This is a genomic window from Lachnospiraceae bacterium, from assembly GCA_022794035.1.
Classification (GTDB): Bacteria; Bacillota; Clostridia; order Lachnospirales; family Bianqueaceae; genus CALWPV01.
Map to the genome: position 1 here is coordinate 210,645 of JAAWDX010000003.1, position 24,182 is coordinate 234,826.

General features: G+C 50.6%; 25 protein-coding genes and 2 tRNA genes. 16 read left to right on the plus strand and 11 right to left on the minus strand.

The genetic code is table 11. From position 1 onward, the window contains the following. Positions 1–261 precede the first annotated feature (261 nt). A complete protein-coding gene (locus HFE64_02685; protein MCI8632374.1) occupies positions 262–1,122 on the minus strand; it encodes a helix-turn-helix transcriptional regulator in 861 nt (286 codons plus the stop codon). 173 nt (positions 1,123–1,295) lie between these two features. On the opposite strand from HFE64_02685, the gene HFE64_02690 reads away from it, so the two are divergent. Continuing rightward, positions 1,296–3,044 carry a DUF885 domain-containing protein gene (locus HFE64_02690; GenBank protein ID MCI8632375.1) on the plus strand — a complete coding sequence of 583 codons (1,749 nt, stop codon included), beginning with the start codon at positions 1,296–1,298 and terminating at the stop codon, positions 3,042–3,044. An 84-nt stretch (positions 3,045–3,128) separates the two neighbouring features. Here HFE64_02690 and HFE64_02695 read toward each other — a convergent pair whose 3' ends face one another. The 3 genes from HFE64_02695 to HFE64_02705 all read right to left on the minus strand — a co-directional run bounded on the left by HFE64_02695 (position 3,129) and on the right by HFE64_02705 (position 3,865). Next, entirely contained in the window at positions 3,129–3,563 is a 435-nt protein-coding gene (locus HFE64_02695; protein MCI8632376.1) for a hypothetical protein, read from the minus strand. Positions 3,564–3,638: 75 nt separating this feature from the next. Continuing rightward, a tRNA-Ser gene (locus HFE64_02700) sits at positions 3,639–3,727 on the minus strand. Between the two features lie 52 nt (positions 3,728–3,779). Further along, positions 3,780–3,865 (minus strand) — tRNA-Ser (locus HFE64_02705). Positions 3,866–4,029: 164 nt separating this feature from the next. Between HFE64_02705 and upp the strand changes: the two genes are divergently transcribed. The 3 genes from upp to HFE64_02720 are packed head-to-tail and all read left to right on the plus strand — an operon-like array spanning position 4,030 to position 6,588. Then, positions 4,030–4,659 (plus strand): uracil phosphoribosyltransferase, encoded by a 630-nt coding sequence (gene upp / locus HFE64_02710; protein ID MCI8632377.1) that lies wholly within the window; start codon positions 4,030–4,032, stop codon positions 4,657–4,659. A gap of 37 nt (positions 4,660–4,696) precedes the next feature. Continuing rightward, positions 4,697–5,419: a 2-C-methyl-D-erythritol 4-phosphate cytidylyltransferase gene (gene ispD, locus HFE64_02715; protein ID MCI8632378.1), complete on the plus strand. Its 723-nt coding sequence runs from the start codon at positions 4,697–4,699 to the stop codon at positions 5,417–5,419. Continuing rightward, a complete protein-coding gene (locus HFE64_02720; protein MCI8632379.1) occupies positions 5,416–6,588 on the plus strand; it encodes a hypothetical protein in 1,173 nt (390 codons plus the stop codon). The genes ispD and HFE64_02720 overlap by 4 nt, the downstream gene beginning before the upstream one ends. Here the strand turns inward: HFE64_02720 and HFE64_02725 are convergent. Both HFE64_02725 and HFE64_02730 read right to left on the minus strand, forming a co-directional pair. Continuing rightward, complete coding sequence (locus HFE64_02725) at positions 6,524–7,357, minus strand: DNA metabolism protein (GenBank protein MCI8632380.1); 834 nt, start codon at positions 7,355–7,357, stop codon at positions 6,524–6,526. The genes HFE64_02720 and HFE64_02725 overlap by 65 nt on opposite strands. Next, positions 7,354–8,667, minus strand: coding sequence for a putative DNA modification/repair radical SAM protein (locus HFE64_02730; GenBank protein MCI8632381.1), 1,314 nt, complete (start codon positions 8,665–8,667; stop codon positions 7,354–7,356). The genes HFE64_02725 and HFE64_02730 overlap by 4 nt, the downstream gene beginning before the upstream one ends. Positions 8,668–9,167: 500 nt before the next feature. On the opposite strand from HFE64_02730, the gene HFE64_02735 reads away from it, so the two are divergent. Then, complete coding sequence (locus HFE64_02735) at positions 9,168–9,383, plus strand: cold-shock protein (GenBank protein MCI8632382.1); 216 nt, start codon at positions 9,168–9,170, stop codon at positions 9,381–9,383. Positions 9,384–9,569: 186 nt separating this feature from the next. Continuing rightward, positions 9,570–10,604, plus strand: a complete 1,035-nt coding sequence (locus HFE64_02740; GenBank protein ID MCI8632383.1) for a hypothetical protein — start codon at positions 9,570–9,572, stop codon at positions 10,602–10,604. 380 nt (positions 10,605–10,984) lie between these two features. On the opposite strand, the gene HFE64_02745 is transcribed toward HFE64_02740, so the two are convergent. Genes HFE64_02745 through HFE64_02755 form a run of 3 tightly spaced genes read right to left on the minus strand, consistent with a single transcriptional unit; the run spans position 10,985 to position 13,560 of the window. After that, a complete protein-coding gene (locus HFE64_02745) occupies positions 10,985–11,794 on the minus strand; it encodes an ABC transporter permease (GenBank protein MCI8632384.1) in 810 nt (269 codons plus the stop codon). Further along, complete coding sequence (locus HFE64_02750; GenBank protein MCI8632385.1) at positions 11,787–12,533, minus strand: ABC transporter ATP-binding protein; 747 nt, start codon at positions 12,531–12,533, stop codon at positions 11,787–11,789. The genes HFE64_02745 and HFE64_02750 overlap by 8 nt, the downstream gene beginning before the upstream one ends. Before the next feature lie 25 nt (positions 12,534–12,558). Then, positions 12,559–13,560 (minus strand): ABC transporter substrate-binding protein, encoded by a 1,002-nt coding sequence (locus HFE64_02755; GenBank protein MCI8632386.1) that lies wholly within the window; start codon positions 13,558–13,560, stop codon positions 12,559–12,561. 417 nt (positions 13,561–13,977) lie between these two features. On the opposite strand from HFE64_02755, the gene HFE64_02760 reads away from it, so the two are divergent. From HFE64_02760 to HFE64_02785, 6 genes are read left to right on the plus strand one after another with little or no spacing between them, the layout of a single operon-like run. Continuing rightward, positions 13,978–14,451, plus strand: coding sequence for a hypothetical protein (locus HFE64_02760; protein ID MCI8632387.1), 474 nt, complete (start codon positions 13,978–13,980; stop codon positions 14,449–14,451). Beyond that, complete coding sequence (locus HFE64_02765) at positions 14,441–14,683, plus strand: hypothetical protein (GenBank protein ID MCI8632388.1); 243 nt, start codon at positions 14,441–14,443, stop codon at positions 14,681–14,683. The genes HFE64_02760 and HFE64_02765 overlap by 11 nt, the downstream gene beginning before the upstream one ends. Before the next feature lie 34 nt (positions 14,684–14,717). Then, on the plus strand, positions 14,718–15,674 hold the full coding sequence (locus tag HFE64_02770; GenBank protein MCI8632389.1) for a DUF2953 domain-containing protein: 957 nt from the start codon (positions 14,718–14,720) through the stop codon (positions 15,672–15,674). 11 nt (positions 15,675–15,685) lie between these two features. Continuing rightward, complete coding sequence (locus HFE64_02775; GenBank protein ID MCI8632390.1) at positions 15,686–16,075, plus strand: sporulation protein; 390 nt, start codon at positions 15,686–15,688, stop codon at positions 16,073–16,075. Further along, a complete protein-coding gene (locus HFE64_02780) occupies positions 16,075–17,670 on the plus strand; it encodes an amidohydrolase family protein (GenBank protein ID MCI8632391.1) in 1,596 nt (531 codons plus the stop codon). Before HFE64_02775 ends, HFE64_02780 begins: the two co-directional genes overlap by 1 nt. Next, entirely contained in the window at positions 17,655–18,599 is a 945-nt protein-coding gene (locus tag HFE64_02785) for a calcium/sodium antiporter (GenBank protein MCI8632392.1), read from the plus strand. The genes HFE64_02780 and HFE64_02785 overlap by 16 nt, the downstream gene beginning before the upstream one ends. Here the strand turns inward: HFE64_02785 and HFE64_02790 are convergent. Then, positions 18,566–18,802 carry a hypothetical protein gene (locus HFE64_02790; GenBank protein MCI8632393.1) on the minus strand — a complete coding sequence of 79 codons (237 nt, stop codon included), beginning with the start codon at positions 18,800–18,802 and terminating at the stop codon, positions 18,566–18,568. The two genes, HFE64_02785 and HFE64_02790, sit on opposite strands and share 34 nt — an antisense overlap. Positions 18,803–18,899: 97 nt before the next feature. Further along, complete coding sequence (locus HFE64_02795; GenBank protein MCI8632394.1) at positions 18,900–19,658, minus strand: 4-hydroxy-tetrahydrodipicolinate reductase; 759 nt, start codon at positions 19,656–19,658, stop codon at positions 18,900–18,902. 356 nt (positions 19,659–20,014) lie between these two features. Between HFE64_02795 and mraZ the strand changes: the two genes are divergently transcribed. The 4 genes from mraZ to HFE64_02815 all read left to right on the plus strand — a co-directional run bounded on the left by mraZ (position 20,015) and on the right by HFE64_02815 (position 24,170). Next, positions 20,015–20,506 carry a division/cell wall cluster transcriptional repressor MraZ gene (mraZ, locus tag HFE64_02800; GenBank protein ID MCI8632395.1) on the plus strand — a complete coding sequence of 164 codons (492 nt, stop codon included), beginning with the start codon at positions 20,015–20,017 and terminating at the stop codon, positions 20,504–20,506. Between the two features lie 19 nt (positions 20,507–20,525). Then, positions 20,526–21,461, plus strand: coding sequence for a 16S rRNA (cytosine(1402)-N(4))-methyltransferase RsmH (gene rsmH, locus HFE64_02805; protein ID MCI8632396.1), 936 nt, complete (start codon positions 20,526–20,528; stop codon positions 21,459–21,461). 37 nt (positions 21,462–21,498) lie between these two features. Beyond that, positions 21,499–22,089, plus strand: a complete 591-nt coding sequence (locus tag HFE64_02810; GenBank protein MCI8632397.1) for a hypothetical protein — start codon at positions 21,499–21,501, stop codon at positions 22,087–22,089. 89 nt (positions 22,090–22,178) lie between these two features. After that, a complete protein-coding gene (locus tag HFE64_02815) occupies positions 22,179–24,170 on the plus strand; it encodes a penicillin-binding protein 2 (GenBank protein MCI8632398.1) in 1,992 nt (663 codons plus the stop codon). The last annotated feature ends 12 nt before the right edge of the window (positions 24,171–24,182 follow it).

Sequence of the window (24,182 nt, forward strand, 5' to 3'; positions counted from 1 at the left end):
GGCGGAAAAAATTCCGCCATACAGTGAGGGAGGCATCCGCGCGGATGGTAAAATTCAGCTATTCTATTAGTTATCAGCCAGATATGGAGGAAAAATTTCAGCTAAATCAGAGATTTTCCCCAAGGCTGGCGGAAGCCGTACCTAGTACATCTGCATCGTATTCCGTATCTAGTACATCTGCATCGTACCCCGTACCTGTGCACCTATCCCGCCCACGCCCCGGCACCACACCTGCGTACATCTGTCCTAATTGACCTCGCCTTAGCGCTCGCGGATGATCTGCTGGATTAAGTCTTGACTGATAAAGGGGGCAATAGGTGCAACTGCAGAAAGCCCCTGATTCAGCAATACTTTTTTCGCAATCGAATCAAGAGTTCGCTGAGAGAGAAATGGAGCAATGGAGGCAACATGGTCTATCCCATTTTTTTCATACTCCTGCTGCGCAATGGCATCGATATAGCCTGAGCTCATAAAGGGGGCGACAGAGGAGAGCGTGCTAATTCCATCTCTCTCATAGGTTTTTTGAGCCAGCTCGTCGATTACATTCTGGGAGAGAAAGGGAGCGATAGGCGCAACATGATCTATCCCATTCTTTTCATATTCTTGCTGCGCAATGGCATCGATGCGGCCTGAACTTATAAAAGGCGCAACGGAGGAAAGCGCACAGATACCGTGCTTTTCATAAGCCGCCTGAGCCAGACCATCCATTGTTTCTTCATCAAGATAAGGAAGAAGAGAGGAAAGTTCTGATAAATCTCCCGAAAACTCTATGGGGGGATCCGTGTGTTCAAAGGCCGTTTTAAATTGATCCGGCTTTAGAACGGGAGCGGCTGTTTCCAGTTCTTGGGGAGAAATTTGAGCATTTTCCAGATACGCATCGCCTTCCTCAGAAAGTAAGCCGTTTACAAGAGAAGAGGATTCTCCCAGCAGTTCATCAATTGAGACCGAGAGTAAGCGAGCGACGTCGGGAAGCTTGGCAATATCCGGCATGGAGATGCCTCGCTCCCAATTGCTCACTGCCTGAAAGCTGACGCCAAGCTGGTCAGCAAGCTCAAGCTGCGTCATATTGCGCGCTTTGCGCGCTGAGGAAATGATTTTGGCTGTGTGCTGCATGTTAAACATAAAATCGATCCTTTCTTTGAAATGAAATGTTGTAGATCCGAATCTGCAGATAGCATAGCACAGATGCGGCGTAAAAGCGATCAAGTGCTTGTTGAGTCGGGGTCAAGTGACAGTTGATTTTGAAAAAATATCATGCTATCATAAACGGGTATCAATGTAAAATGGAGGTTACTATGAAAATAAAGCAAAAATGTACGGCAGTGCTGCTTGGGTTGTGCCTGGTCCTTTCGGGGGCGCTGCTCAGCGGCTGCTCTCCGGAAAAGGAGCAGCAGGCGTTTGATGCGTTTCTGCAGGAGATGTTTGCAGACGAGGTGACAAGCGACACGATCACATTGCATTACACGCTGGCTGATCCGGAAAAACAGGGGATTACGCCGCCCGAGGTGACGTATGGCGAGGTGGACTTTTCGGAGGAAGGGCTGGCAGAGGCCAAAAAAGAATTGGAGGACAGTCTGAAGGAGCTGGAGGGCTTTCGCTATCGCCAGCTGACGGATGAGCAGAAGCTAAATTATGATGTGGTCCACGAGCTGATGCAGACGGAGCTGGCCTTCTATGACCATCCGTTTCTGTATGAGCCATTTGCCTATACCAGCGGCGTGCAGGCCAACCTGCCGATTACGCTTTCGGAATACAAGCTTTACAATCAGCAGGATGTGGAGGATTATCTGCAGCTGATCGAGCAGATGCCCGCCTATTTTCAGAGCTACTTGGATTTTGAACGGGTCAAATCCGAAAAGGGTCTTTTCATGGCAAAGGGCTGTGCAGAGGAGGTCATTCGCCAGTGCTCCGACTTTATCGCTACGCCGGAGGAAAACCTGCTGATCGAAACGTTTAATGACAGGGTTGCTCAGGTGCCCGGCCTTTCACAGCAGCAGATCGAGGCCTATCAAAAGATGAATTATGACGCAGTACTGTCATATGTCATTCCCACTTATGAGGAAGTGATCCGCGTTTTTAAGGAGCTGCAGGGTACCGGTAAAAATGAGCTGGGCCTGAGCCATCTGGAGGGCGGCAAGGAATATTATGAGTATCTTCTGAAAAGCAACGTGGGCACCAGCAAGACGCCGGAAGAGGTGATTGCGCTGCTGGAGAGCGCCATGGAGGAACGGCTCGGCGAGCTGTATGCGTTTTTCATGGAACATCAGGATGTGTATTATGCGTATATAGAAAAGGAAGATATCTATGGCGATCTCGATCCGAAGGAAGCCATCCAGCATTTTCAAGAGGTCTTTTCCGACCGGTTCCCGGAGATTCCGCCGATCGAATTCAAAGTGAGTCCGGTGCATAAATCATTAGAAGCCAGTGTCAGTCCAGCATTTTATATGACGCCTGCGATGGATGATTATCATAATAACTCCATTTACATCAATGGCGGGACGGAGAGCATGGGTTCTCTCTGGGCCACATTTGCACACGAAGGGATCCCCGGCCATATGTATCAGTTCGTCTATTTCCTTTCTCAGGAGCCAGAGCCGATCCGGGCGCTGCTGTCCTTTAGCGGTTATCAGGAGGGCTGGGCCACCTATGTGGAGATGATGAGCTACGACTATTATGATTTTGAGGATCCGGGCTTTGCCACGCTCGAGAGAATCAACGGCGAGCTCAATCTGCTCGTATCTGCGCGGTTAGAGATCGGCATCAACTACGAAGGCTGGACGCTCGAGGAGACGCAGACCTATCTGAGCGACAATGGCTACGATGCCTCTGCCGCCGAGGGCGTCATGGAATATGTGATTGCCGAGCCCGCCAACTACCAGATGTACTGCACTGGCTGGCTGGAGTTTGAAGAGCTTCGCGGCTATGCTGAGACGGCGCTGCAGGAGCGGTTCGACGAATCAGAGTTTCACAAGATCATTTTAGAAGCAGGCCCCTGCCAGTTCGATGTGCTAAAGAGCGTAGTAGAAAATTACGTAAAAGGCTGAGTGCAGAGCGAAAGCGCAGAGCGCTAAAATTTCATGAATATAGTAAAACAGCTTCCTTTCAGGATGACGGAAAGGAAGCTGTTTTTATGCAGGCGGCGCGCTGTATAGATAAATAAACCAATAGGAGCCGCCGCTTTCCTGATAAAGCCCTGCCTGCTGAAGGGCATTTAAACTGCTGTCATCAAGCGGTATGACCGAAAGAGTGACTTCGTCATTTTCCCGCGCAGGCGGGTAGACGCGGTCCTGATAAAGCTGCTCGATCTGTTCTTTGCTCCAGTCGCTTTGCAGGATGATGGTGGCGCTGACGGCACGGGCAACTTGATCCTCGGAAGCGGAGCTGGAGATAAAGCGCGCACCCTCCGGCATCTCGTGCTCAAAGAGCGGGGCGGCAAAGGCACCGGCAAAGCGTTCGGATTTTTTGTTGGCGATTGTCTCCGGCAGTACAAAGAGGAGACAGAGAATGACGATGGCAAATAGAGAGCCAAAAATGTAAGGGAATTTCCCCTTGGGTAGCTGCATATGTTGCTCCTTTCGATAAATTTAGGTAAACAAAAAGCCGCCCCGCAATCGTAATGAAAACGAAACGACCTTGAGCGGAGAAGAAGAGATTTGAACTCTTGCGCCGCTATTAACGACCTACTCCCTTTCCAGGGGAGCCCCTTCAGCCACTTGGGTACTTCTCCATAAAATGTAAGCACTGGCAAGGCGCCTACGAAAACAAATATAACGATAAAGCGGAAAGGGTGGGATTCGAACCCACGGCCCCTTGCGGAGACACTGGATTTCGAGACCAGCTCCTTCGACCACTCGGACACCTCTCCAACAGCGTCATCCACAAACGCGAATTTCATTATATCTGAAAAGAATAGGCCTGTCAAGTTGTTTTTGAAAAATTCTTAAGATTGGTACGCAGGGTTTGCTTTTCTCATGCAAACTTGCTATAATAAGCACAATTATTGCATATTTCGGCACAAGGAGGCAAAGGATGGAACAGGTACATGTGATGCAGCATCCGCTGATTCAGCACAAGATCGGCGTGCTTAGGCGTAAGGAAACGACATCAAAGGATTTTAGGCAGCTGGTGGGAGAGATCGCTATGCTGATGTGCTATGAAGCGACGCGCTTTTTGCCGCTGACGGATGTGGCGATCGAAACGCCCATCTGTAAAACAACGGTTAAAGAAATCAAAGGAAAGAAAATGGCAGTCGTACCCATTCTGCGGGCCGGGCTGGGCATGGTGGATGGGCTCCTGACGATCGTTCCCGGTGCAAAGGTAGGACATATCGGGCTGTATCGTGACCCGGAGACGGCGCTGCCGATCGAATATTACTGCAAGCTGCCAGCTGATTGCAGCGAGCGCGAGGTATTTGTGGTGGATCCGATGCTGGCCACCGGCGGTTCAGCGGCTGCTGCGATTACGATGCTTAAGGAAAGAGGCATTGAGCACATTCACTTTCTGTGCATTATCGCTGCGCCCGAGGGCGTGGAAAAGCTGACGCAGGAGCATCCGGATGTGGATATCTATATCGGCGCGCTCGATGAAAAGCTGAATGATCATAAATACATTGTGCCCGGTCTTGGTGATGCAGGCGACCGCATCTTTGGCACAAAATAAGAAAAGTAAGAATAGAAAGTAAGGATATAAAGAGAGAATGGAAAAAATATGGGCGGTTGTGCCGGCGGCCGGCATTGGCAAACGCATGGGGATGGCAGTGAAAAAGCAGTTCATTCGCCTGAAAGGAAAGGAAATTCTGATCCGCACGCTGCAGACGCTGGCCGAGGTGCCGGAGATTGAAGGGATTTTGCTGATGGTCAGCCGGGATGATCTGGATCTCTGTCAGCACTTGATTCATGATCATCATATTGAAAAGGTAAAGGATATTCTGCCGGGCGGCAGCACAAGGCAGGAGTCTGTGCTAAAAGGACTCAGCGCAATTCCAAAGGATTGCACGATGGCTGTCATTCACGATGGAGCGCGGCCGCTGGTCACGCGCCAGCAGATCAAGGAGACGATTGAGGCAGCCCGAAAGCATGGCGGCGCGCTGCTTGCTGTGCCGGTCAAGGATACGATTAAAGTGGCCAACAAAAAGGGGTTTGCCGTGCAAACGCCGCCACGGAGCAATCTGTGGAGTGCGCAGACGCCGCAGGCGTTTCGCTATCCAGACATTTTAAATGCACATCGCCATGCGATGGTGATGGGTGATTATGCCTGTACTGATGACAGCCAAATTGTAGAAAAGTACCTGGATCTGCCGGTGAAGATCGTACAGGGCTCCTATGAAAATATTAAGATCACAACGCCGGAGGACATCAGCATCGGCGAACGGATTTTAGAAGCGCGCGCAGCGCAAAATGACGGAGGGGCAAAGGCATGACCAGAAAGCTGTATGACGAGGATTCGCATATTCAGAGCTTTGAAGCGAAGGTTCTTTCTTGTCTGCCGGCGGAAACCGGCTATAAGGTAGTGCTGGATCAGACAGCCTTTTTTGCGGAAGGCGGCGGCCAGCCGGCTGACCGGGGGATTTTGGATGGACAGACGGTGCACGATGTGCAGGAGGAAGAAGGAGAGGTCTATCATTATATAGAAAATCCCATTGTATGCGGCTCGGTAGTAAAAGGACAGATTGACTGGGCTTTTCGTTATGATTATATGCAGCAGCATTCCGGAGAGCATATTTTGTCTGGACTGGCCTATGCATGGAAGGGTGTTCATAATGTAGGTTTTCATATGAATGAGGCTGTGACAACGATAGATTTTGACGGCGTTTTCAGTGCAGAAGAGCTGGAAGAATTAGAACGGCGTGCCAATCAGGCGATTTATGAAAACCTGCCGATTACAGTGAGCTATCCCGGGCCAGAGGAGCTTGCCCGGATGGAATACCGCAGCAAAAAGAAACTGACGGGCGCTGTACGCATTGTGAAGGTGGCAGATGCGGATTGCTGCGCGTGCTGCGCGCCGCATGTGCGCCGTACCGGAGAAATTGGCCAGATTAAGATTGCCTCAGCCGAGAGCTATAAGGGAGGCGTGCGCCTGACGATCCTGTGCGGGCAGAGGGCCCTAGTGGATTATGGCGTTAAAAGCCGGCTTTTGAAGGAGCTCGGAGCGGCGCTTTCGGTGAAGGCGGAGGAGATTGGGAAAGCGGTAGAAAAACAAAATGGCGAAATGGATCGCCTGAAGGAGCAGGTGGCGGCGCTTTCGCAGGAGCTGATCGAGTGCCGTTTGCAGCAGCCTTTGGAGCAGTCATCGGTCTGTCTGATTGAGAAAAACATGGATGCTGTGGCCGCGCGCAGCTTGGTGAATCAGCTGGCGGCGAGATTGCCGGGGTATGGCGCTGTGCTGCTGCCAAAGAAAGGGAGCGAGGAGACATATCAATATCTGATCGGCAGCACCAAGAAGGATGTGCGCCCTCTGGCTAAGGAGCTTGCGCAGCGCTTTGGCGCGAAAGGCGGCGGCAGTGCGCAGATGGTGCAGGGCACGGTTACGGGACGAGCGGAAGCGATTGCAGCTTTTCTGTGTGAGGCGCACGAGCAGGAGCAGGCTTAGCCTCGTAGCGGGCGATGCCGGCGGCGCCAAATTCGGTCATGTATTTCCAGTAGCGCTTCGGCATATGATTCATACGACATTTCGGGTTATACCGGGCTTTAATGGCAACCGTATCATAATAGGTCTGCCAAAGAGCCCGGTATTTTTGTTCGGCAGGTGTGGGCGCTTCGAGAAACAGCTCCTGCAGGGGCATGATCTGCGGATGACCAGGTTGGTAAAAGAGCGCCATGGCATGCGTTTCATCATAGATGAGAAAGGATTCGTGCCTAAAGCGGTCGCAGAAATGGCTCTGCAGCAGCGGCAGTACAAAATTGTTGGGGTGAATGACGGTGACCAGAAACGAATGGTAGTCAGAAAAGCGGATAAACTGCTTGAAAAAATGAGTTTCATTATGAAGCGTCTGCACAGCCTTGGAGAGAACATGCACCGTGTTATCAGTCAGCATATTCAGAACGGCCGGTCCGCGCTGAAAAGCGAGATGAAGGAAGCGGAGCATATAAAGCTCCTTGCCTGAAAGACAGGTGAGAAAGGCGAACTGGAAAAAGGCCGCCACATCCGGCCCAAGCTTTTGCGGCAGTGCGCGGGCGACCCGCGCTGCATAAGCCTCATTGGTAGCAATGCGGTGCAGCGGCGTCAGCGAAAGCTGCGCATCTCCTTCTATTTGAATGTCGACAGGGATTTCTTTGTGCAGAAAGCTTTCAAATACACAGGACAGAAGCCCCTCATAGCTGCCGTCATAGGTGTAAATCAGATTTGGATAATGGATCATAAAGCAATGCCCTCCTTGACCAGACTGTGCAGCTCCTGCGCTGAGGGGGCAAATAGAGAAAGCTGCTCGGGCTGCTGCTGCAAAAAGGCATTCATGTGTTCCACGCCTTGCGTGCTTAGCAGAGAGCGGATGACAGTGTCCTGCTTTAAAGACAGATGTCCGATAGTTTGTCCGCTGCACAAAATAAAGTATTGCGCCCGCTTGAGGACAACGCCGATTTTTTTAAGTCCTGAAAAATCGATGGGAGCAAGCCGCCGTGCGGCAACAATCCGTTTGGCACTGCGCGGACCGATGCCTGGCACGCGCAGGAGCGATTCATAGGGTGCGCGATTGATCTCGACTGGAAAATACTGCGGATGTTGCAGTGCCCAGTTGCATTTGGGATCGACTAATGGATTGAAGCTGGGATGCGCTTCATCGAGCAGTTCATCAGCCTGAAAATGATAAAAGCGCAGCAGCCAGTCGGCCTGATAGAGGCGGTGCTCACGTAGCAAGGGCGGTTTTGTCGTCAGCGCAGGGAGCAGCGGATTTTCTACCACGGGAGTATAAGCGGAGAAAAAGACGCGCTTGAGCTGATATTTTTGGTATAGACCCTCGGTTAGCTTTAAAATCTGAAAGTCCGTCTCGGGTGAGGCACCGATGATCATCTGGGTGCTCTGACCGGCTGGGGCGAAATGAGGCGCATGCTGATAGCGGATGAGATCGGTACGATTGGCCTGATGGGTATCACGGATTAAAGCCATTGGCTTTAAAATGGAAGTTTTAGACTTGTCGGGCGCTAATTGACGCAGGCTTTCCTGAGAGGGAAGCTCGATATTGCAGCTCATACGGTCGGCCAGAAGGCCGAGCTGGGTGATCAGCTTGGGATCCGCGCCGGGGATTGCCTTGGCATGGATATAGCCGTTAAAATGATATTCATGGCGTAAGATAGAAAGAGCAGAAATCATGCGTTCGCAGGTATAATTAGGGTCTTTAAGAACACCGGAGCTTAAAAAGAGGCCCTCGATGTAATTACGCCGGTAGAAGGCGATCGTAAGCTCTGCGAGCTCACGAGGAGTGAAGGCCGTGCGCCTGGTATCGTTGGAGCGCCGGTTGACGCAGTATTTGCAGTCATAAACGCAGTAATTGGTCATGAGTACCTTGAGTAGGGAAATACAGCGGCCGTCGGCAGAAAAGGAATGACAGATGCCGCAACTGGCAGCACTGCCAATGCCGCCGGCTGAATTGGAGCGGTCAACACCACTGGAGGTGCAGGCCACATCGTATTTGGCTGCATCGGTAAGAATTTGAAGCTTTTGCATGATATCCATGGGAAGTATCCTCGGCTTGTTCGTTCTAATAAGAATAAATATTCGTATATTTGTATCATACAAGAGAATAAATGTTCTGTCAAGAGGAAAGGGATGATTTTTTATTTTTTGCGGGCGAGTTAGTTTTGTGGGCGTTATGATGCGCCTATTTTATGCTTTTAGCGGGCATAAACCGTTAAATAGCGCGACAGGCCATCTTCGCAAAGGGCATACGCCATCTCAGGGGACGGACTTAAGGAAAAAAAGCTGATTATAAACGGCTTGTTCAATCCAATAATGAAGTTCTTGAATTATTTTTGAGAATTTTAAAAAAATTCTTGACACGTATTCTTTTGTATGATATGGTGTGCATGTGTCAGGTAACATCTTTGTGCTCACATATTTTTGTAAGTCATTTGATGCAGACAGATGATTTACAAAAGTATGTGATTTTTTTCTCATACCAGGGGAAGCAAGCATAAATGCGCCTTCACCCAATTAAAAAATAGGAGGTACCTATCATGAATCAGGGTACAGTAAAGTGGTTTAATCCGGAGAAAGGCTTTGGCTTTATTGCCAACAACGATGGCGGCGATGACGTATTCGTTCATTTTTCCGCAATTCAGGCAGAAGGCTTCAAGACCTTAAACGAGGGGCAGAAGGTTACTTTCGATATCGAAGTAGATCCTAAGAACCCTGCAAAGATGCGCGCAGCAAACGTAGTAGCAGTTGACTAATTGCAGTCCTTTGCTTTTCATATAAGACCGATTTCGTCCTACTGACCGTCAGGTACGTATAGACCAGCATCGGGTGCTTATCATGAAGCGCCTCTTTACAAAAAATGGAATCATCATACAAACCCTTGTGCAGGGATTGTATGATGATTTTTTATATATGATCAGCAGATAGAGAAGAAGGAGCAAATGAGAAAAATAAAATTTTTAGTCCTATATATTTTTGCATGTTTAATACTTGTAAGCTGCCAACCGAATGCAGCCGGAGCTCCCCTTCAGCAGACCACTTATTTTGAGCTGCTGGGCATAGAGCCAGAAGCCATAGAGGAGGCGTGGTTAATCTATCAGCCAACCGGGGTGCAGCCAGAGGCAGAAAAGAAGGAGCTTGTCTGCTACGGCCGCGAGGATAGGGAGCTGGAGGAGCTGCTCGCTCTTTTGCAGCAGGTTGAGCTGACGCTTCAGGAGCAGCTGGACTGGCAGATATTGCAGCCGCGCTATATATTGGGCAATACGCAGCTGGTGCTGTATGCGGAGGGCGAGCGCTACTGTCTGCCAGTGCTGGATGTGTTTGAAAAATCCATTGAAAAGCCGCATCCGATCAGCTGGGCCGTGTGGCAGGAGAGCGCCGTCTATAGGGTCAACATAGAAAAGCTTTGGGAGCAGAAGCTCTATTTAGGGCTTGCTTTATATCTAGACCGGCTGGCAGAGCCATTTTTAACTGAGAAAGAGGCCGTACGGATTGAGGTTCCCTCTTATTATGGGGATAGAATTAATGCGGCTTCCTGGAATTTCGACTGTAGGTTTGACACGATGTTTGAAAAATCGAAATGGATTTTTCATGGTCAGATTCTGGAGGCGGATCTTTATGAAGGATATCAGGTCCAGGTGCTGGAGAGCTATAAAGGAAACTGGGAAGAGGGGTACTGCTTTGGCTATCAGGACGGCACGGGAATGGACTTTGAGCTAAACCGGTATGAGGCGCTGGTCAATGAGAGTGACCGGGCGCTGCGGCCCGGCCATGAATATATCTTTTTTATGAGGCAGTACCCTAATGCCGAGAAGCTTGTGCCGCCGGAGGGTATAGAGCCGGTTTGCTTAACAGACCGGCAGTGCGGCGTTTGTGAAATTATCGACGGTAGGGTTTGGCCCATTTTCAATGCCAAGCCCGGTACATCATGGTTTACCGGACAGACGATAGAGGAAATCAGGCAGATGTGCCAGTGAAAGGCAAATCCTGTTTCTGCCAAGGTTGGCAAAATTTAAAAAATGGCGGAAGAATTTCTCCCGTCCATAAAGAATTAGAAAGGCGTGGCGGAGAAGTTTCCGCCATGCTTTGTTTCAAGAGGCTTGCTAACGGGTAAATTTCCACCATTGCATTGAAGTTCCGCCATACACAGCTGAAAAAATTCAGCTATATCGTCCATTTCCGCCAGTGGCGGCGGAAGTCGGAGGGCACAGACTGATGGGCGGCGGAAGACAAGGGCACAGACTGATGGCGGTGGACGCCGAAGGGGACGGTCCAGCGGCGGCTGAAAGCAGCAGTGCACCAGTGTACAAAAAATCAAGAATGGGTATCCGCCGTGGATGGACGGATACCCATTCTTTTATGAGGCAAAATGACGCGAAATGCGGCTCCCGATCTGCGCCAGCCCCTGATACAGCAGTACGGCCATCAGGCAGAGCAGCACGATAGAAAGCAACACCCAGTCCATCTTAAAGATTTGGCTGCCATAGATGATCAGATATCCTAGTCCGGCCTTCGCGGACAGGAATTCGCCAATGATCACGCCGATAAGGCTCAGGCCTATGTTGACCTTGAGCACATTCATGATGGTGGGGATGTTGGCTGGCAGCAGGATGGTGGTCAGCGCCTGCTTTTTGCTGCCGCCGAGGGCGTAAATTAGACGCACTTTATCATCCTCCGTTTCCTGAAAGCCAGAGAGCACGGTCAGAATCGTGACGACGATGGTCAGCAGAATAGAGGTGATGACCGTGGTGCGGATGGTGTTGCCGAACCAGACGATGAGGATGGGAGCCAGTGCGGATTTGGGCAGGCTGTTTAGCGCTACCCAATAGGGCTCCGTGGCCTCATAGACGGAGGGAAACCACCACAGCAGCATGGCCAGCAGAATGCCGATGGCTGTGCTGATGAAAAAGCTGATCAGTGTTTCTCCGAGTGTGAGCCCCATATGATATAGAAGGCGTTGGTGCAGGAGCAGATCAGCGGTGGTTTTTACCAGCGACGAGGGGGAGGAAAAGATGAAGGAATCGATCCAGCCGAGCTGAGAAGCAAGCTCCCAAAACCCTAGAAAGAGCAGCAGAATGAGAATTCTGGCGCATAGAATCCGGCGTTTGTGACCGGAAAGGTGGGCAAGATAGGCCTGCTGAGTTGCAGAAGGCTTGTCGTTAGGCATGCTGCATCACCTCCCAGATAGTTTGAAAATATTCCTGAAATGCCGGCAGACTGCGCACGCCCAGCGGCGTGCGATCCGGCCCGAAGTCGATGGGGATATCGCGCAGGATTTTGGCCGGCCGGCTGGATAAAATGATGACCCGGTCTCCCAGACTGATGGCCTCGGAGATATCATGGGTGACAAGGATGGAGGTCTTGGAGGAGGCCCGCAGGATTTTCCAGATTTCATCGCTGACGGTGAGCCTGGTTTGATAATCAAGGGCCGAATACGGCTCATCCAGCAGCAGCAGCTCGGGCTTCAACGCGAGTGTGCGCACCAGCGCGGCTCGCTGCCGCATGCCTCCTGAGAGCTGGGAAGGCTTGTGAGAAAGAAAGCTGCCAAGACCATAGGAGTCTAGCAGTTCCTTGACATAGGCCTTCGTTTCGGGATTTAGCGCTTTGCGCACTTCAAGACCTAAGCAGGCGTTTTGCAGCACGCTGCGCCATTCTAAAAGAAGGTCGTGCTGAAACATATAGCCGACGGCGGTGCGGGGAATGTGAAATTCGATGGAGCCGCCGGATGGCTCCTCGAGACCGGCTATGGCGGAGAGCAGCGTGGATTTGCCGCAGCCGGAGGGCCCGAGGATGCTGATGAATTCGCCTTGATGCAGTGTGAGATTGATGTCTTCGAGGGCGGTGGTTTCGCCGCTTGGCTGATGATAGGAGAGGGAGAGTTGTTTGATTTCTAAGATTGGCTTCATGTCGTCTCCTTCTGCGCGCACAGCGTTACTCGGCTTTGACTTTGTTTGCGAAGTCGGTGATGACGATGGCTTCGTATGCGATGCGCTGGTCGAGGGTGCCGGAAAATTCGAGAATATCTTCAATGAGGTCTAAGGATTCGGGCTTCATCAGCGGATGCTCAGCCCAGGTGTCCTGCGACCGGTAGCGTTCAATGATGGCGGTGAGGGCATCCAGATCCGTCTCGGAAAACTGGGGCTGGATCACTTTGGCAATTTCGGCGCTGGTGTGCTGCTGGCACCACAGGAGGCCTTTGTAGGTGGCATTGGTGAAGGCCTGAACGATTTCAGGTTTTTCTTCTATTATAGAAGAAGTTGTCATATAGACGGTATAGGGTACATACCCTGAATCAACACCGAGAGAAGCGACGACATGCCCCTGACCGGCGAGCTCGAGCGTGCTGGCGCCGGGCTCGAATTCGGTAGTGTAGTCACCGGTGCCGGCTGTGAATGCGCTGGCGGTTGCGGAAAGGTCGAGATTGGTGATGATGTTGACATCGGTGCCGGCTTCGATTCCGTTTTGATGCAGGATATATTCAAGGACCATTTCAGGCATGCCGCCCTGACGGCCGCCGATGATGGTTTTGCCGCGCACCTGCTCCCAGGTGAAATCGGGGTCGGCTTCATGACCTACCAGGAAGTTGCCGGCGCGCTGTGTAAGCTGGGCAAATACCTTCGGTACGTCGGCCCGGCCCTCAGCATGGATATACAGCCCGGCTTCGGTGCCGCAGAGTGCGATGTCGGCGTTGCCGGAAAGGAGAGCGGTCATAGATTTGTCGGCGCCATTTCCGATGTCGACGGTGAGATCAAGACCCTCCTCCTCATAAAAACCAAGCTCGATGGCGACGTATTGCGGCGCATAGAAAACGGAATGAACCACTTCGTTCAGAGTTACGGGGGTAAGCTCTTTTTTGTCATCGGACTGTTTGCAGCCGGCAAGGGCACATAGGCACAGTGCGGCTATGAGCATGAGTGCAAATAATTTTTTCATGGATCGTAAATATCTCCTATTTAGATTTGTTGTTAGTGTATGCAGGAGAGGGCGAATGGTGCCAGCGGAGTAAAAATGAGCAGGACGCGTATCGTATTGAAAAAGAAATTTGCCGGGGAATGCTTGTCACGGTACAAAGTTATGGTATAATAAGCGCAGCAAGAAATATTTCGGCTATTCAAATGCTTGTGCTACGCTCCAAGTTTGCCCTCGGCAAACTTGCGATATTGGTGGCATAACATAGGCGGCAAGGCGATTTCGGATATTCAAGTCCCTGAGCCGCCATATGAGTTTGCTGCAAAGCAGCAAACTCTGATATCGCCATGGTATAATGCAGACACAGAACGACCGCAAGAATCCCGCAGGGATTTCTTGTTGAATCTTTGATTTTGTAAATTAAAATTGGGAGGAACCAATATGAAGGATTATAAAGAATATGTAGACAAGATCATCCAGAGCGCGAAGGAGCTTGCTGAAACCGTCAGTGACAAAACGAAGCAGACAGCGTCCACAGCGAAAATTGAGCTGGATATCAAAAAGGCAGAGCGAGAACTTGAAAAAGCGTATAAAGCGCTGGGGCGCATCATGTATCAGATCGAGATCGGCAGCCTCAGGCGCGACGAGCAAATCATCAAGGTAGCCTGCGCGCAGGTAAAGCAGCAGGAGGAGCAGATTGCCCAGCTTGAAAAAGAAAAGGAAACTATCAAGAAACAATATGCCGACGGCCCGATCGATGTAGAGGGACAGGAGGTCACGCCAGAAGAAAGCGCGCCGCAGCCCAAGCCGCAAAAAAATCAGGACGGTTATTTTGTGCTCAAATTCTGTCCGTATTGCAAAGTCGGCAACCATCCCGATGCAACCAAATGCGTCAGCTGCGGTCATGACATTTAAAGAAGAAGGCTATTGGATCTGTCGTCATCCGCTGCATCCGTCCGTTATGGAAATTTTAGAAGCCGCTGAGCTCAAAAAATTTCAGCAGATCGAGGGCGGATATGTTTTATTAGCCCAAGTCGATACGTATGAGGCAGCGCTTGAGCGGGTACAATCTATTTTAATGGAGGTCTACCATCGCGATCCCGCCATGCAAAACATTAAAACACAGATCGAACAGCTGTACCAGTAAAACGGAAGCAGCTGGCAGAGAAAAGGAGAAGAACATGGGCGTCATATTCGCCATCCTGTGGGGCATCCTCAAATGGGCCCTCTTGCTCCTCTTAGGGCTGCTCATTCTCATTTTGCTCATAGCCGCCGTCTTCATTTTCGTGCCCATTCGCTACCGCATCCAAGGAGAAAAAAGCAGCGAGCGCCTGCAGGGCAGCTTGCGGCTCACCTGGCTGCTGCATCTTCTATCGCTGCGCGTGCAGTATCAGGAGCATGAGCTTGTATGGGAGTGCCGGCTGGGCCCTAAGATTCTGGCTGCATCCTATCCGCTGCCGCAGAAAAAGAAAAAGCGCAGGCCGCTTAAACAGCCGCCGCAGGCGGAAAAAACGACGGAGCCCGCAGCAGAGGAGCCATCGTCCGCACCGCCAGTCATTCCTCATGAGGAGGAGCAGCCAAGGCCCCGGACGAGCGAGATGTTCTCAGAAGCACCAAAGCCGCTTCCGGCCGTGCCGGAGGAAAAGCCGAGGCAGTCTAAATGGCACAAAATAAAGTCGGCAGTGCGCCGGTTTTGGCAGAAGCTCATCCATCCCTTTCAGCAGGCTTATCATAAGCTGCAAAGGTGGAGGGAGAGCTGGCACAGCATAAAGGAAAAATGGGAAGGGTATCCGCAGAAGGCGGAAACGGCCCGCGCGGTGAAGGAGCTGGCGCTGGGGCTGCTGAGGCCGGTGCTGCCCAGAGCGTATCAGCTGGAGCTGCTGTTTGGCTTTGACGATCCGGCTACGACCGGCAAGGTGCTGGGGTATTATTATATGCTGGACCCGCTGCTTTTTCCGGAGAGGAAGCGGCGCAGGGAGATTGTGGTGGAGGCTGATTTTCAGGAGGCGGTGCTGGAAGGTAAGGGCTGGTGCCGCGGCCGGTTTTGTGTAGGCAGTTTTTTAAAGCCGCTGATTAAGGCGCTGATGAATGCGCATATTCGCCGGCTGATTCGCTATATAAGAGCTTATCAATCATAAGGAGATCAATTATGGGAAATGCAAAAGAGGCGTTAAAGGAATTACTAAGTGAAATGGAAGGGTTTGTATCGACCAAGACAGTGGTAGGAGAGGCCATCCATATGGAAGATACGATTATTTTGCCGCTGGTGGACGTGAGCTTGGGCGCGGGCGCGGGTGCCCGGGAGAAGGAGAAGTCGGGCGGCCTTGGCGGCGGCGTTACAGCGAAGCTTTCGCCCAGCGCCGTGCTGGTGATCAAAAACGGACAGACGCGGCTGGTCAACATCAAGCAGCAGGACACCATCACCAAGGTGCTGGATATGGTGCCCGATCTGATCGACAAATTTAAAGGCACGCATAAGGAAGAGGATGCTGCGATTGCAAAGGCAGTCGAGGAAGCGCAGGAGAAAGAGCAGCTGTAATGATTCGCAAAATCGTAAACGGCAGGATTTATGACGGAAGCGGGACGGAGCCGTTTCTGGGCAGTATCGAGCTGGAGGCCGGCCGGATCGTGCGCGTGCGCGCTGGCGCGGAGAAGGCAGAAGGCCCAGAGATTATTGATGCGCATGGGATGGCTGTCACGCCGGGCTTTGTGGATATTCACCGGCACCACGATATTGCTGCGCTTTATGATGATCACTTTGGAGAGCTCGAGCTGGCGCAGGGCATCACAACGGCGATCGCCGGCAACTGCGGCCTGTCGCCCTTTCCCAATCATCCGCAGCGCTGCCTGCAGCAGTTTGCCTATATCGAGCCATGTCTGGGCAAAATGCCATCGGACACCAAGCTGCATTTGTTTTCGGATTATATGGAAGCGCTGGCAAAAAAGCAGCTGCCGCTCAACGTGGGCGCTCTGGTCGGAGCCGGGGCATGCGCGGCGGCGGCCATGGGCTATGAGGCGCGCGGCTTTACACCCGCAGAGCGGGAAGAGGCTATAGCCTATGTCAGGGATGCGATGCAGAGCGGAGCGCTGGGCATGTCATTTGGCATCATGTATACGCCAGAATGTTATCTTGCAGAGGAAGATATGGTCGCGATGGCCAGAGAGTGCGCGCGGCAGGGCGGCATGGTGAGCTGTCATATCCGCGGAGAAGGAAACGGACTGGTTGACTCGGTAAGAGAGATTTTGACGATCTGTAAAAAGGCAGAGGCGCCGCTCAATATCAGCCATTTTAAAGCGACGGGGATCGCCAACTGGGGACGGAATATTGGGCAGGCGATTGAAGAGATTGAAAAAGCCCGCAGTGCAGGACAGCGCGTGACCGTGGACGTATATCCCTATACGGGCGGCGCGACGACAGCGCTGTCGCTAATTCCGCCTTGTGTGACAGAAGGAAGGCCTCTTTCTTATTTAGGTACGCCGGAGGGAGCCGCGAGGCTGCGGCAGGAGATTGAACGCGAACAGCCAGGATGGGATAATATGGTCAAGAGCATCGGCTGGGAGCGAACGATCATTGGCAGCGTGACAAAAGAGAAAAATAGGCGCTACTGCGGAAAAAGCGTGGCCGCTATCATGCAGGAGCTGGCACTGGAGGACCCGTGCGAGTGGCTGGGACAGCTAATCGCAGAGGAAGAGGGCAAGGTGGGCTGCATCATCATGAGCATGAGTCAGGAGGATGTGGATACGGTTATGAGGCTTCCGTATGCGGCAATCATTTCTGACAGCCTGTACGGCGGCGGTGATAACCCTCATCCGCGGCTTTACGGATCGTTCCCGAGGGTGTTGCGCGAATATGTAAGGGAGCGGGGCATTTTAAGCATGCAGGAGGCTGTGCGCAAGATGACGGCTATGCCGGCGGAGCGCGCAGGGATCTTGGACCGCGGCTATATACGGGCAGGGTATATGGCGGATATCAACATTTTTGATCCGGAAAAAATAAGAGATTTGGCGACCTTCACAGAGCCGAAGCAGCTTTCAGAGGGAATCGCTTATACATTGATCGGCGGCGAGCAGACAGGAGCAGGCGCTCGGGGAAGACTCATCAAGAAAGGCAAGGGATTATGGAATCAGTTTTGATTTATGTGTTATTTGTAGCAGGTCTGATCTTAATTATTAAAGGCGGAGATATCTTTGTAGATGCCTCTGTGTGGATTGCAGAGGCATTTAAAGTGCCTAAATTTGTCATCGGGGCAACGGTGGTCAGTATTGCTACGACCCTGCCGGAGCTTTTGGTATCTCTGATGGCGGCCTCTCAAGGAAAGGTGGATGTAGCGGTCGGCAACGCCGTAGGATCCGTAACGGCCAACATCGGACTCATTTTGGGAGTCGGACTCTTGTTCTCTCCCTTTGCAATGCCGAAAAAGCATTTTACCTTGAAGGGTCTCCTCATGGTGGCATCCATTGCTCTTTTGTTTGTATTATGTCTTGGCGGCGCCATGCCCATGGGTTTGGGGATGCTGCTTTTCATACCGCTGATTCTGGCCACATGGGATAGTCTAAGAGCCGGCAAGAATGAAAAAGAGGAAGCGGCGCAGCCGGTTGCGACCGACAAATGGACCATTGGAGCCAATATAGCTAAGTTCGTAATCGGTACAGCCGGCATTGTAGCCGGCGCCAATCTGCTGATCGACAACGGCAGCCTGATTGCTGAGCAGTGGGGCGTGCCGGAAGGCGTGATCGCCGTAATCTTCATTGCCATCGGGACCTCGCTTCCCGAGCTGATTACCATGATCACCGCGATCCGCAAGAAACAGACCTCATTATCGCTGGGCAATATCATCGGAGCCAATATCATTGATATCACCCTCATTCTTCCCGTCTGTTCCTTAGTATCCGGCAGTGCGCTGCCGCTCAGCGCCCGGTCGCTCTCGATGGACTTCCCCATTTGCCTGGGGCTCGCGCTCATTGCCATTATTCCTTCCATATTTACAGGGAAATTTCAAAGATGGCAGGGCGGCGTATTAGTAGTCAGCTATTTGGCATATGCAGTTGTGACATTCATGTAATCGGATAACCGCAGTTCGGTTGCTTCATCGCTTGCGCCATTTTTCATCGCGTCCGCTGTTTCCGCTGTTTCCGCCGCCACTGGCGGAACTGGGCGAAATAGCTGAACTTTTTCCGCCGTGTCTGGTGGAACTTTTATAAATAGCGTAAGATTCACAGTCAGCAAGACTCTTAAAATAGAAAATAGCGTAAAAAATTCCGCCATGCAAATTTGAAACCTTATGCATGGCGGAAATTTTTACGCTATTTTTTGATTTTTACATTTGATGGCTCAACGCAGCAAAGCTCAAAGAGTTTTCTGCTTATTCCGCAATCAATTGCTTCATAGAATATAAGCCGGGAGCCTGCTGGATCAGAAAAGCGGCGGCATTCAGTGCACCGCTGCCGAAGATTTCACGGCTGAGCGCAGTATGCTTAATTTCAAAAAGCTCATCATGTCCGGCAAAAAGAACCGTGTGCTCTCCCACAATCGTACCGCCGCGCAGTGCGGTCATGCCGATTTCATGAGGGTCGCGTGCACTGCGCTTTTCGCAGCGGTCGGTGCTCATATAGTATTCATTTCCCAGTGTATTGATCAGGACATGCCCGATTGAAAGTGCCGTACCGCTGGGAGCATCCAGCTTGCGATTGTGGTGGCGTTCATTGATTTCAATATCAAAACCTGCAGGAGACAGGATCGCGGCAGCCTTTTGGCACAGCTCTGTCAGCAGGTTGATACCAAGGGACATGTTAGCAGAAAAGAAAATGGGAATCTCTTTAGCAGCAGCCTGAATTGCCTTTTGCTGCTCTTCGTTTAGCCCGGTGGTGCACAGCACTAAAGGCTTGCGAGCCTGCTTGCAGGCCTGCAGCAAAGAGGGAACGGCAGCGGCAGTACTAAAATCAATGACACAATCGTAAGGATCTGTTATGTCATTTAAAGAAGAAAAAACGGGGTAGCCAAGATCATCAGCTGAATGAATGTCAAGTCCGGCTACGATAGAAAACCGCGGATCCTCTTTTACAAGAGAGGTGATCACACGGCCCATATGGCCGGTACAGCCGTGAAGTACAATGCGAATCATAAAAACCTCCAATTCTGGAGCGTAAGCGTTCCGATATATATCGAAGCGCTGCGACAAAGCGACGAGAAATTTGCGAAGGCGATTTCTCGTCTGCTCTCCATGCCTATTTGTGACGCTCCGGCACCAATAGAGATATGAAAAATGAGTTATTAAACTTATTTTTCATATTACCTCCATATATTGTGTTTGCAAAAAATTATATCACACTCTGTAGAATAGGTCAAATTGTACGTTGCCAACAGTGCATTTTAAGCGCAAAAAAAGAAGCCGGATCCCTGTAAAAAATTTTTAGAAATTCTAAAAAAACCTTGTAAAGGGAGAAGGCATGTGTTAGAATGGTAACCAAGTGGAAGGAAATGGAACGATTTGGAGCAAAAAGGAGTGGAGGTGAAGACGTAATGTTCTTTGGTGAATATCGCCATAGTGTAGACGATAAAGGCCGCATTATCATGCCGGCAAAGTTTCGTGAACAGCTGGGCAATGTATTTTATATCACCATCGATCTTTGGGGCAAAGAAGAAGAAAAATGCCTGTACGTCTACGCTGAAGAGGATTTTAAGGTGCTGTGTGATAAACTTCGTCAGATGGCAGCCAGCGATTCCGAAACCCGTAAGCTCTATCGTAAATTCTATTCTCGCGTGCAGGATACTTCCGTTGATAAACAGGGACGCGTCATGCTTGCAACAGAATTGAGAGAACATGCCGGTTTAGATAAAGATATCGTGCTGGCAGGCCAAGACGACCACATTGAAATTTGGAACCGCGAGAAATGGGAAGCGTATAATGAAGACGATGAGTTCTTTGAGTCGAACAAGCTGGCTGAAGGGTTGAAAGCTAGTGGGATCTAATTAAATCGAGGGTGAGAACGTGGAATTCAAACATGTATCCGTCTTAAAGAACGAATGTATCGAAGGGCTTCACATTCAGGCTTCCGGCACTTATGTTGATGGAACATTTGGCGGAGGCGGTCATGCTATGGAAATTATCAGCCGATTAAACGGGAACGGCCGTTTCATAGGAATTGACCAAGATCAGGACGCAGTAGAAAATGGCCGCACCAGACTGGAACCATATAAAAATAAAGCGCAGCTGGTGCGGGATAATTTTTCTAACATAAGTCATATCATGAAAGACTTGCATATTGTGGCCATTGATGGTATACTACTAGATATTGGGGTATCTTCATATCAGCTGGACACAGGAGAGCGCGGTTTCTCTTATATGCATAATGCCGAGCTGGATATGAGGATGGATCAACGAAATCCCATAACAGCCAGGCGCATAGTAGCAGAATATTCAGAGAGAGAGCTGGCCCGGATCATCAGGGAGTACGGAGAAGAACGATGGGCAAGCCGGATTGCACGATTTATCGTGCAAGAGAGAGAGACGGCGCCCATTGAAACAACCGGACAACTGGTGGAGGTCATTAAAAAAGCGGTGCCCAAGAGTGCCAGAAAAGACGGACCTCATCCGGCCAAGCGAACCTTTCAGGCACTGCGCATTGCAGTGAATAATGAGCTTGGGATTTTGGAACAGTCGATTCAGGATATGGTAGAGCTGTTAAGCCCCCAAGGGCGGCTTTGTATCATTACCTTTCATTCATTAGAGGATCGAATTGTAAAGCAAACTTTTCATAAATTAGAACATCCGTGTACATGCCCTCCGGAATTTCCGGTATGTGTGTGCGGAAAAAAGCCGAGTATCCGGGTAATTACCCGAAAACCCATCATCCCTTCCGAGGAAGAGATGGCAGTTAATCCGCGGTCCCGCAGCGCCAAGCTGAGGATTGCAGAGAAACTCTGACAGGAGGGATGCGGAAGATACCAGGGAGGAAATAAAAATGCCGAGACAAATGGCGCAGCAGGAGGCTCGTTTTTCTGCTGAAGATTTTTTTGAAGATTACGAATCAGAATATAATCCGAAACAAATGCCGTATACGCAGGGCAGCTTAGCGGTAGAGGTGGAAGTACCGGAAAGAATACCGGACAGAAGACGTCTACCCAAACAGCAGAAAAGCCAGAAACGGGTGCAGAAAACGGTTTCCAATACAAGACAGCGTGTTCGAAAGGCAATCGATATGGCACAGATCAAAAGTAAATTTAACTTTTTCCTATGTGCTGGGCTGGTGTTAGCCGGTTGTATGGCAGTAGTCCTGATGTATGTACAGGTGTTTAATCAGGAGACGCAGATCGAGCAGCTCAAAGGACAGCTGACGGCGGCGAGAGATGCCAACGCAATCGCGCAGGAGACTGTAATAGAGCAGATGACGATGGCAGATTTATACAGCTATGCTACAGGAGAGCTGGGAATGGTAGAAGCCGACGGCAATACGACGATTCGTATAAAGGTCGAGAACCAGAGCTATACCACAAGCAGCTTGCCGATAGAAAATGCCAGTGAAAGCAAGGTGTCTTTTCACTGGTTTGGGTAAGGGTCATAAAAAAGGGGCTGACAGGGCGCGCGAGCGCTTTGTCAGCCATATCCATATATAATCAAATATAAAGTAAGGAAGGAATCTGTATGGCAGCCAAAAGAAAAAAAAGAGCGCAGGGTTCAAGGGCAAGAGTGGGACGCCTGCTTTTTATTTTATGTTTAACCGTTAGCTTGCTGGGAGTTGTGTTTTTACGAGTTATCTATATTAAAAATGTGCATGGAGAGGAATATCAGCAGAGGGCGCAGCAGCAGCAGATTGAGTCAACGGATGTGACGATTCCGGCGCTGCGCGGCAGCATTGTCGATCGCAACGGCAATGTGCTGGCAGAGAGCGCCAGAGTATATAATGTAATTTTGGACTGCCAGGTCCTGATTGAAGCAAAGGAGTCTCTGCAGATCAGCACGATTGAGCTTTTGATGAGTACGTTAAATCTGGATAAAGAAGAGGTCATTCGGCAGTACATGACAGAAGCCTATAAAGAATACCGTTATCTAAAGCTGGACGAAGGAAAAGGAATTTCAGTTGCGCAGATGGAGGAGCTGCAAAAAGGAATTGATGACGGCAAAATCGTAGGCGTTTGGTTCGAAGAGGATGAGGACCGGCAATATATCAATAATTCGCTGGCAGCTCATGTAATCGGATTTAACGGGACATATGGCGTAGAGCAATATTATGATGAATATTTAAAGGGTGTAGCAGGAAGAAAAATGGTGGTGGCCAGCAATGGCAGCAGCTTTGTTGAAGAATATATTGCCGCTGAGAACGGAAAAAATCTAACGCTTACGATTGATTCCAAGGTGCAGTATTATATGGAGCAGATTTTGCAGCAGGGCGTTTTGAGCACGAATGCCATGAAGGGCTGCGCCATTTGTATGAACCCTAAAACAGGGGAAATATACGGTATGGTGATTATGCCCACCTTCAATCTGAACAATAATGTAGAGCTCTTTGGACTCTCGGATAAATACAAAGAAAAAAATCCGGATAAAAACGCGGCCGATTATTACAGCGCCGTATGGACAAACTATGCGATCAGCAGTACCTATGAGCCCGGATCGACCTTTAAGCCGATGTTTGCCAGTGCCGCTCTTAATGAAGCCGTGATTGGCGTGCAGGATACGATTGTTTGCAGCGGCCGGTATGAGGTATATGATGCGGAAGTGCAGTGCGCCGGCAGAGAAGCGCATGGCACAGAAACCGTGGCTGATATTATTCGGAATTCCTGTAATGTGGGCATGACCAAGGTCAGCGAAATGCTAAAAACCAGTAAGTGGCTGCAATATCAGGAGGCATATGGATTCGCACAGAAAACAGGAATTGATCTCGTCGGCGAGGCCGGCGACTCGCTGGATCTGATTTATATCAGCGAGGAGCAGGCGGCGGCGCGAGGCAGCACAAATGATATGGGGCCCTTTGAAAAAGCGACAACGGCATTTGGACAGGGCTTTCGCATGACGCCGATTCAGCTGATCACGGCTTTCTCTTCTGTCATCAATGGAGGAGAGTATTTAAAGCCTTATGTGGTCAGTCAAGTAAGCGGAGAAAATGGCAATATTGTTGAGATGCAGTCCAAAGAGGTGCTGCGGTATACGGTTTCAGAAGAGGTGTCCAAGGCCATGCGCCAATATATGTACGGCACGGTTAGCGCGGGTACAGGTATTGCAGCACAGGTGGCCGGATATGAAATCGGCGGTAAGACAGGTACCGCTGAAAAAATCAATGACGACGGCACCTATGAAGAAGATAAGTATGTGGTTTCCTTTATCGGCTTTACGCCCGTAGAGGATCCGGAAGTAGTTTTGCTGGTCATTCTGGACGAGACCGATCGAAATACCAGTGCAGAGGCCGCTAATTTGGCGTCGCAGATGTTTGAAAAGATTTTGCCGGCGCTGGGGCTTTATCCGGACGCATCAGTCAATCAGCATGTGCCGTCTCCTAATGAAAATAATAGCGGAATTGATATCGGTGCATCCAGTTCCGTGCCGGAGCCGGATCCAGACAGTTCACAGGAACCTACTGCTCCGGAAGATTCCGATAATCCAAACAGCGAAGAAGGGACCGGCGGCGAGGGCGAATGAGCGGATCCTGAT

What these genes read in the sequence shown, in the direction of transcription:
- HFE64_02685 (MCI8632374.1), bottom strand. Translation starts at nt 1,122, where the DNA reads ATGTTTAACATGCAGCACACAGCCAAAATCATTTCCTCAGCGCGCAAA.
- HFE64_02690 (MCI8632375.1), top strand. Translation starts at nt 1,296, where the DNA reads ATGAAAATAAAGCAAAAATGTACGGCAGTGCTGCTTGGGTTGTGCCTG.
- HFE64_02695 (MCI8632376.1), bottom strand. Translation starts at nt 3,563, where the DNA reads ATGCAGCTACCCAAGGGGAAATTCCCTTACATTTTTGGCTCTCTATTT.
- upp (MCI8632377.1), top strand. Translation starts at nt 4,030, where the DNA reads ATGGAACAGGTACATGTGATGCAGCATCCGCTGATTCAGCACAAGATC.
- ispD (MCI8632378.1), top strand. Translation starts at nt 4,697, where the DNA reads ATGGAAAAAATATGGGCGGTTGTGCCGGCGGCCGGCATTGGCAAACGC.
- HFE64_02720 (MCI8632379.1), top strand. Translation starts at nt 5,416, where the DNA reads ATGACCAGAAAGCTGTATGACGAGGATTCGCATATTCAGAGCTTTGAA.
- HFE64_02725 (MCI8632380.1), bottom strand. Translation starts at nt 7,357, where the DNA reads ATGATCCATTATCCAAATCTGATTTACACCTATGACGGCAGCTATGAG.
- HFE64_02730 (MCI8632381.1), bottom strand. Translation starts at nt 8,667, where the DNA reads ATGGATATCATGCAAAAGCTTCAAATTCTTACCGATGCAGCCAAATAC.
- HFE64_02735 (MCI8632382.1), top strand. Translation starts at nt 9,168, where the DNA reads ATGAATCAGGGTACAGTAAAGTGGTTTAATCCGGAGAAAGGCTTTGGC.
- HFE64_02740 (MCI8632383.1), top strand. Translation starts at nt 9,570, where the DNA reads ATGAGAAAAATAAAATTTTTAGTCCTATATATTTTTGCATGTTTAATA.
- HFE64_02745 (MCI8632384.1), bottom strand. Translation starts at nt 11,794, where the DNA reads ATGCCTAACGACAAGCCTTCTGCAACTCAGCAGGCCTATCTTGCCCAC.
- HFE64_02750 (MCI8632385.1), bottom strand. Translation starts at nt 12,533, where the DNA reads ATGAAGCCAATCTTAGAAATCAAACAACTCTCCCTCTCCTATCATCAG.
- HFE64_02755 (MCI8632386.1), bottom strand. Translation starts at nt 13,560, where the DNA reads ATGAAAAAATTATTTGCACTCATGCTCATAGCCGCACTGTGCCTATGT.
- HFE64_02760 (MCI8632387.1), top strand. Translation starts at nt 13,978, where the DNA reads ATGAAGGATTATAAAGAATATGTAGACAAGATCATCCAGAGCGCGAAG.
- HFE64_02765 (MCI8632388.1), top strand. Translation starts at nt 14,441, where the DNA reads ATGACATTTAAAGAAGAAGGCTATTGGATCTGTCGTCATCCGCTGCAT.
- HFE64_02770 (MCI8632389.1), top strand. Translation starts at nt 14,718, where the DNA reads ATGGGCGTCATATTCGCCATCCTGTGGGGCATCCTCAAATGGGCCCTC.
- HFE64_02775 (MCI8632390.1), top strand. Translation starts at nt 15,686, where the DNA reads ATGGGAAATGCAAAAGAGGCGTTAAAGGAATTACTAAGTGAAATGGAA.
- HFE64_02780 (MCI8632391.1), top strand. Translation starts at nt 16,075, where the DNA reads ATGATTCGCAAAATCGTAAACGGCAGGATTTATGACGGAAGCGGGACG.
- HFE64_02785 (MCI8632392.1), top strand. Translation starts at nt 17,655, where the DNA reads ATGGAATCAGTTTTGATTTATGTGTTATTTGTAGCAGGTCTGATCTTA.
- HFE64_02790 (MCI8632393.1), bottom strand. Translation starts at nt 18,802, where the DNA reads ATGGCGGAATTTTTTACGCTATTTTCTATTTTAAGAGTCTTGCTGACT.
- HFE64_02795 (MCI8632394.1), bottom strand. Translation starts at nt 19,658, where the DNA reads ATGATTCGCATTGTACTTCACGGCTGTACCGGCCATATGGGCCGTGTG.
- mraZ (MCI8632395.1), top strand. Translation starts at nt 20,015, where the DNA reads ATGGAACGATTTGGAGCAAAAAGGAGTGGAGGTGAAGACGTAATGTTC.
- HFE64_02810 (MCI8632397.1), top strand. Translation starts at nt 21,499, where the DNA reads ATGCCGAGACAAATGGCGCAGCAGGAGGCTCGTTTTTCTGCTGAAGAT.
- HFE64_02815 (MCI8632398.1), top strand. Translation starts at nt 22,179, where the DNA reads ATGGCAGCCAAAAGAAAAAAAAGAGCGCAGGGTTCAAGGGCAAGAGTG.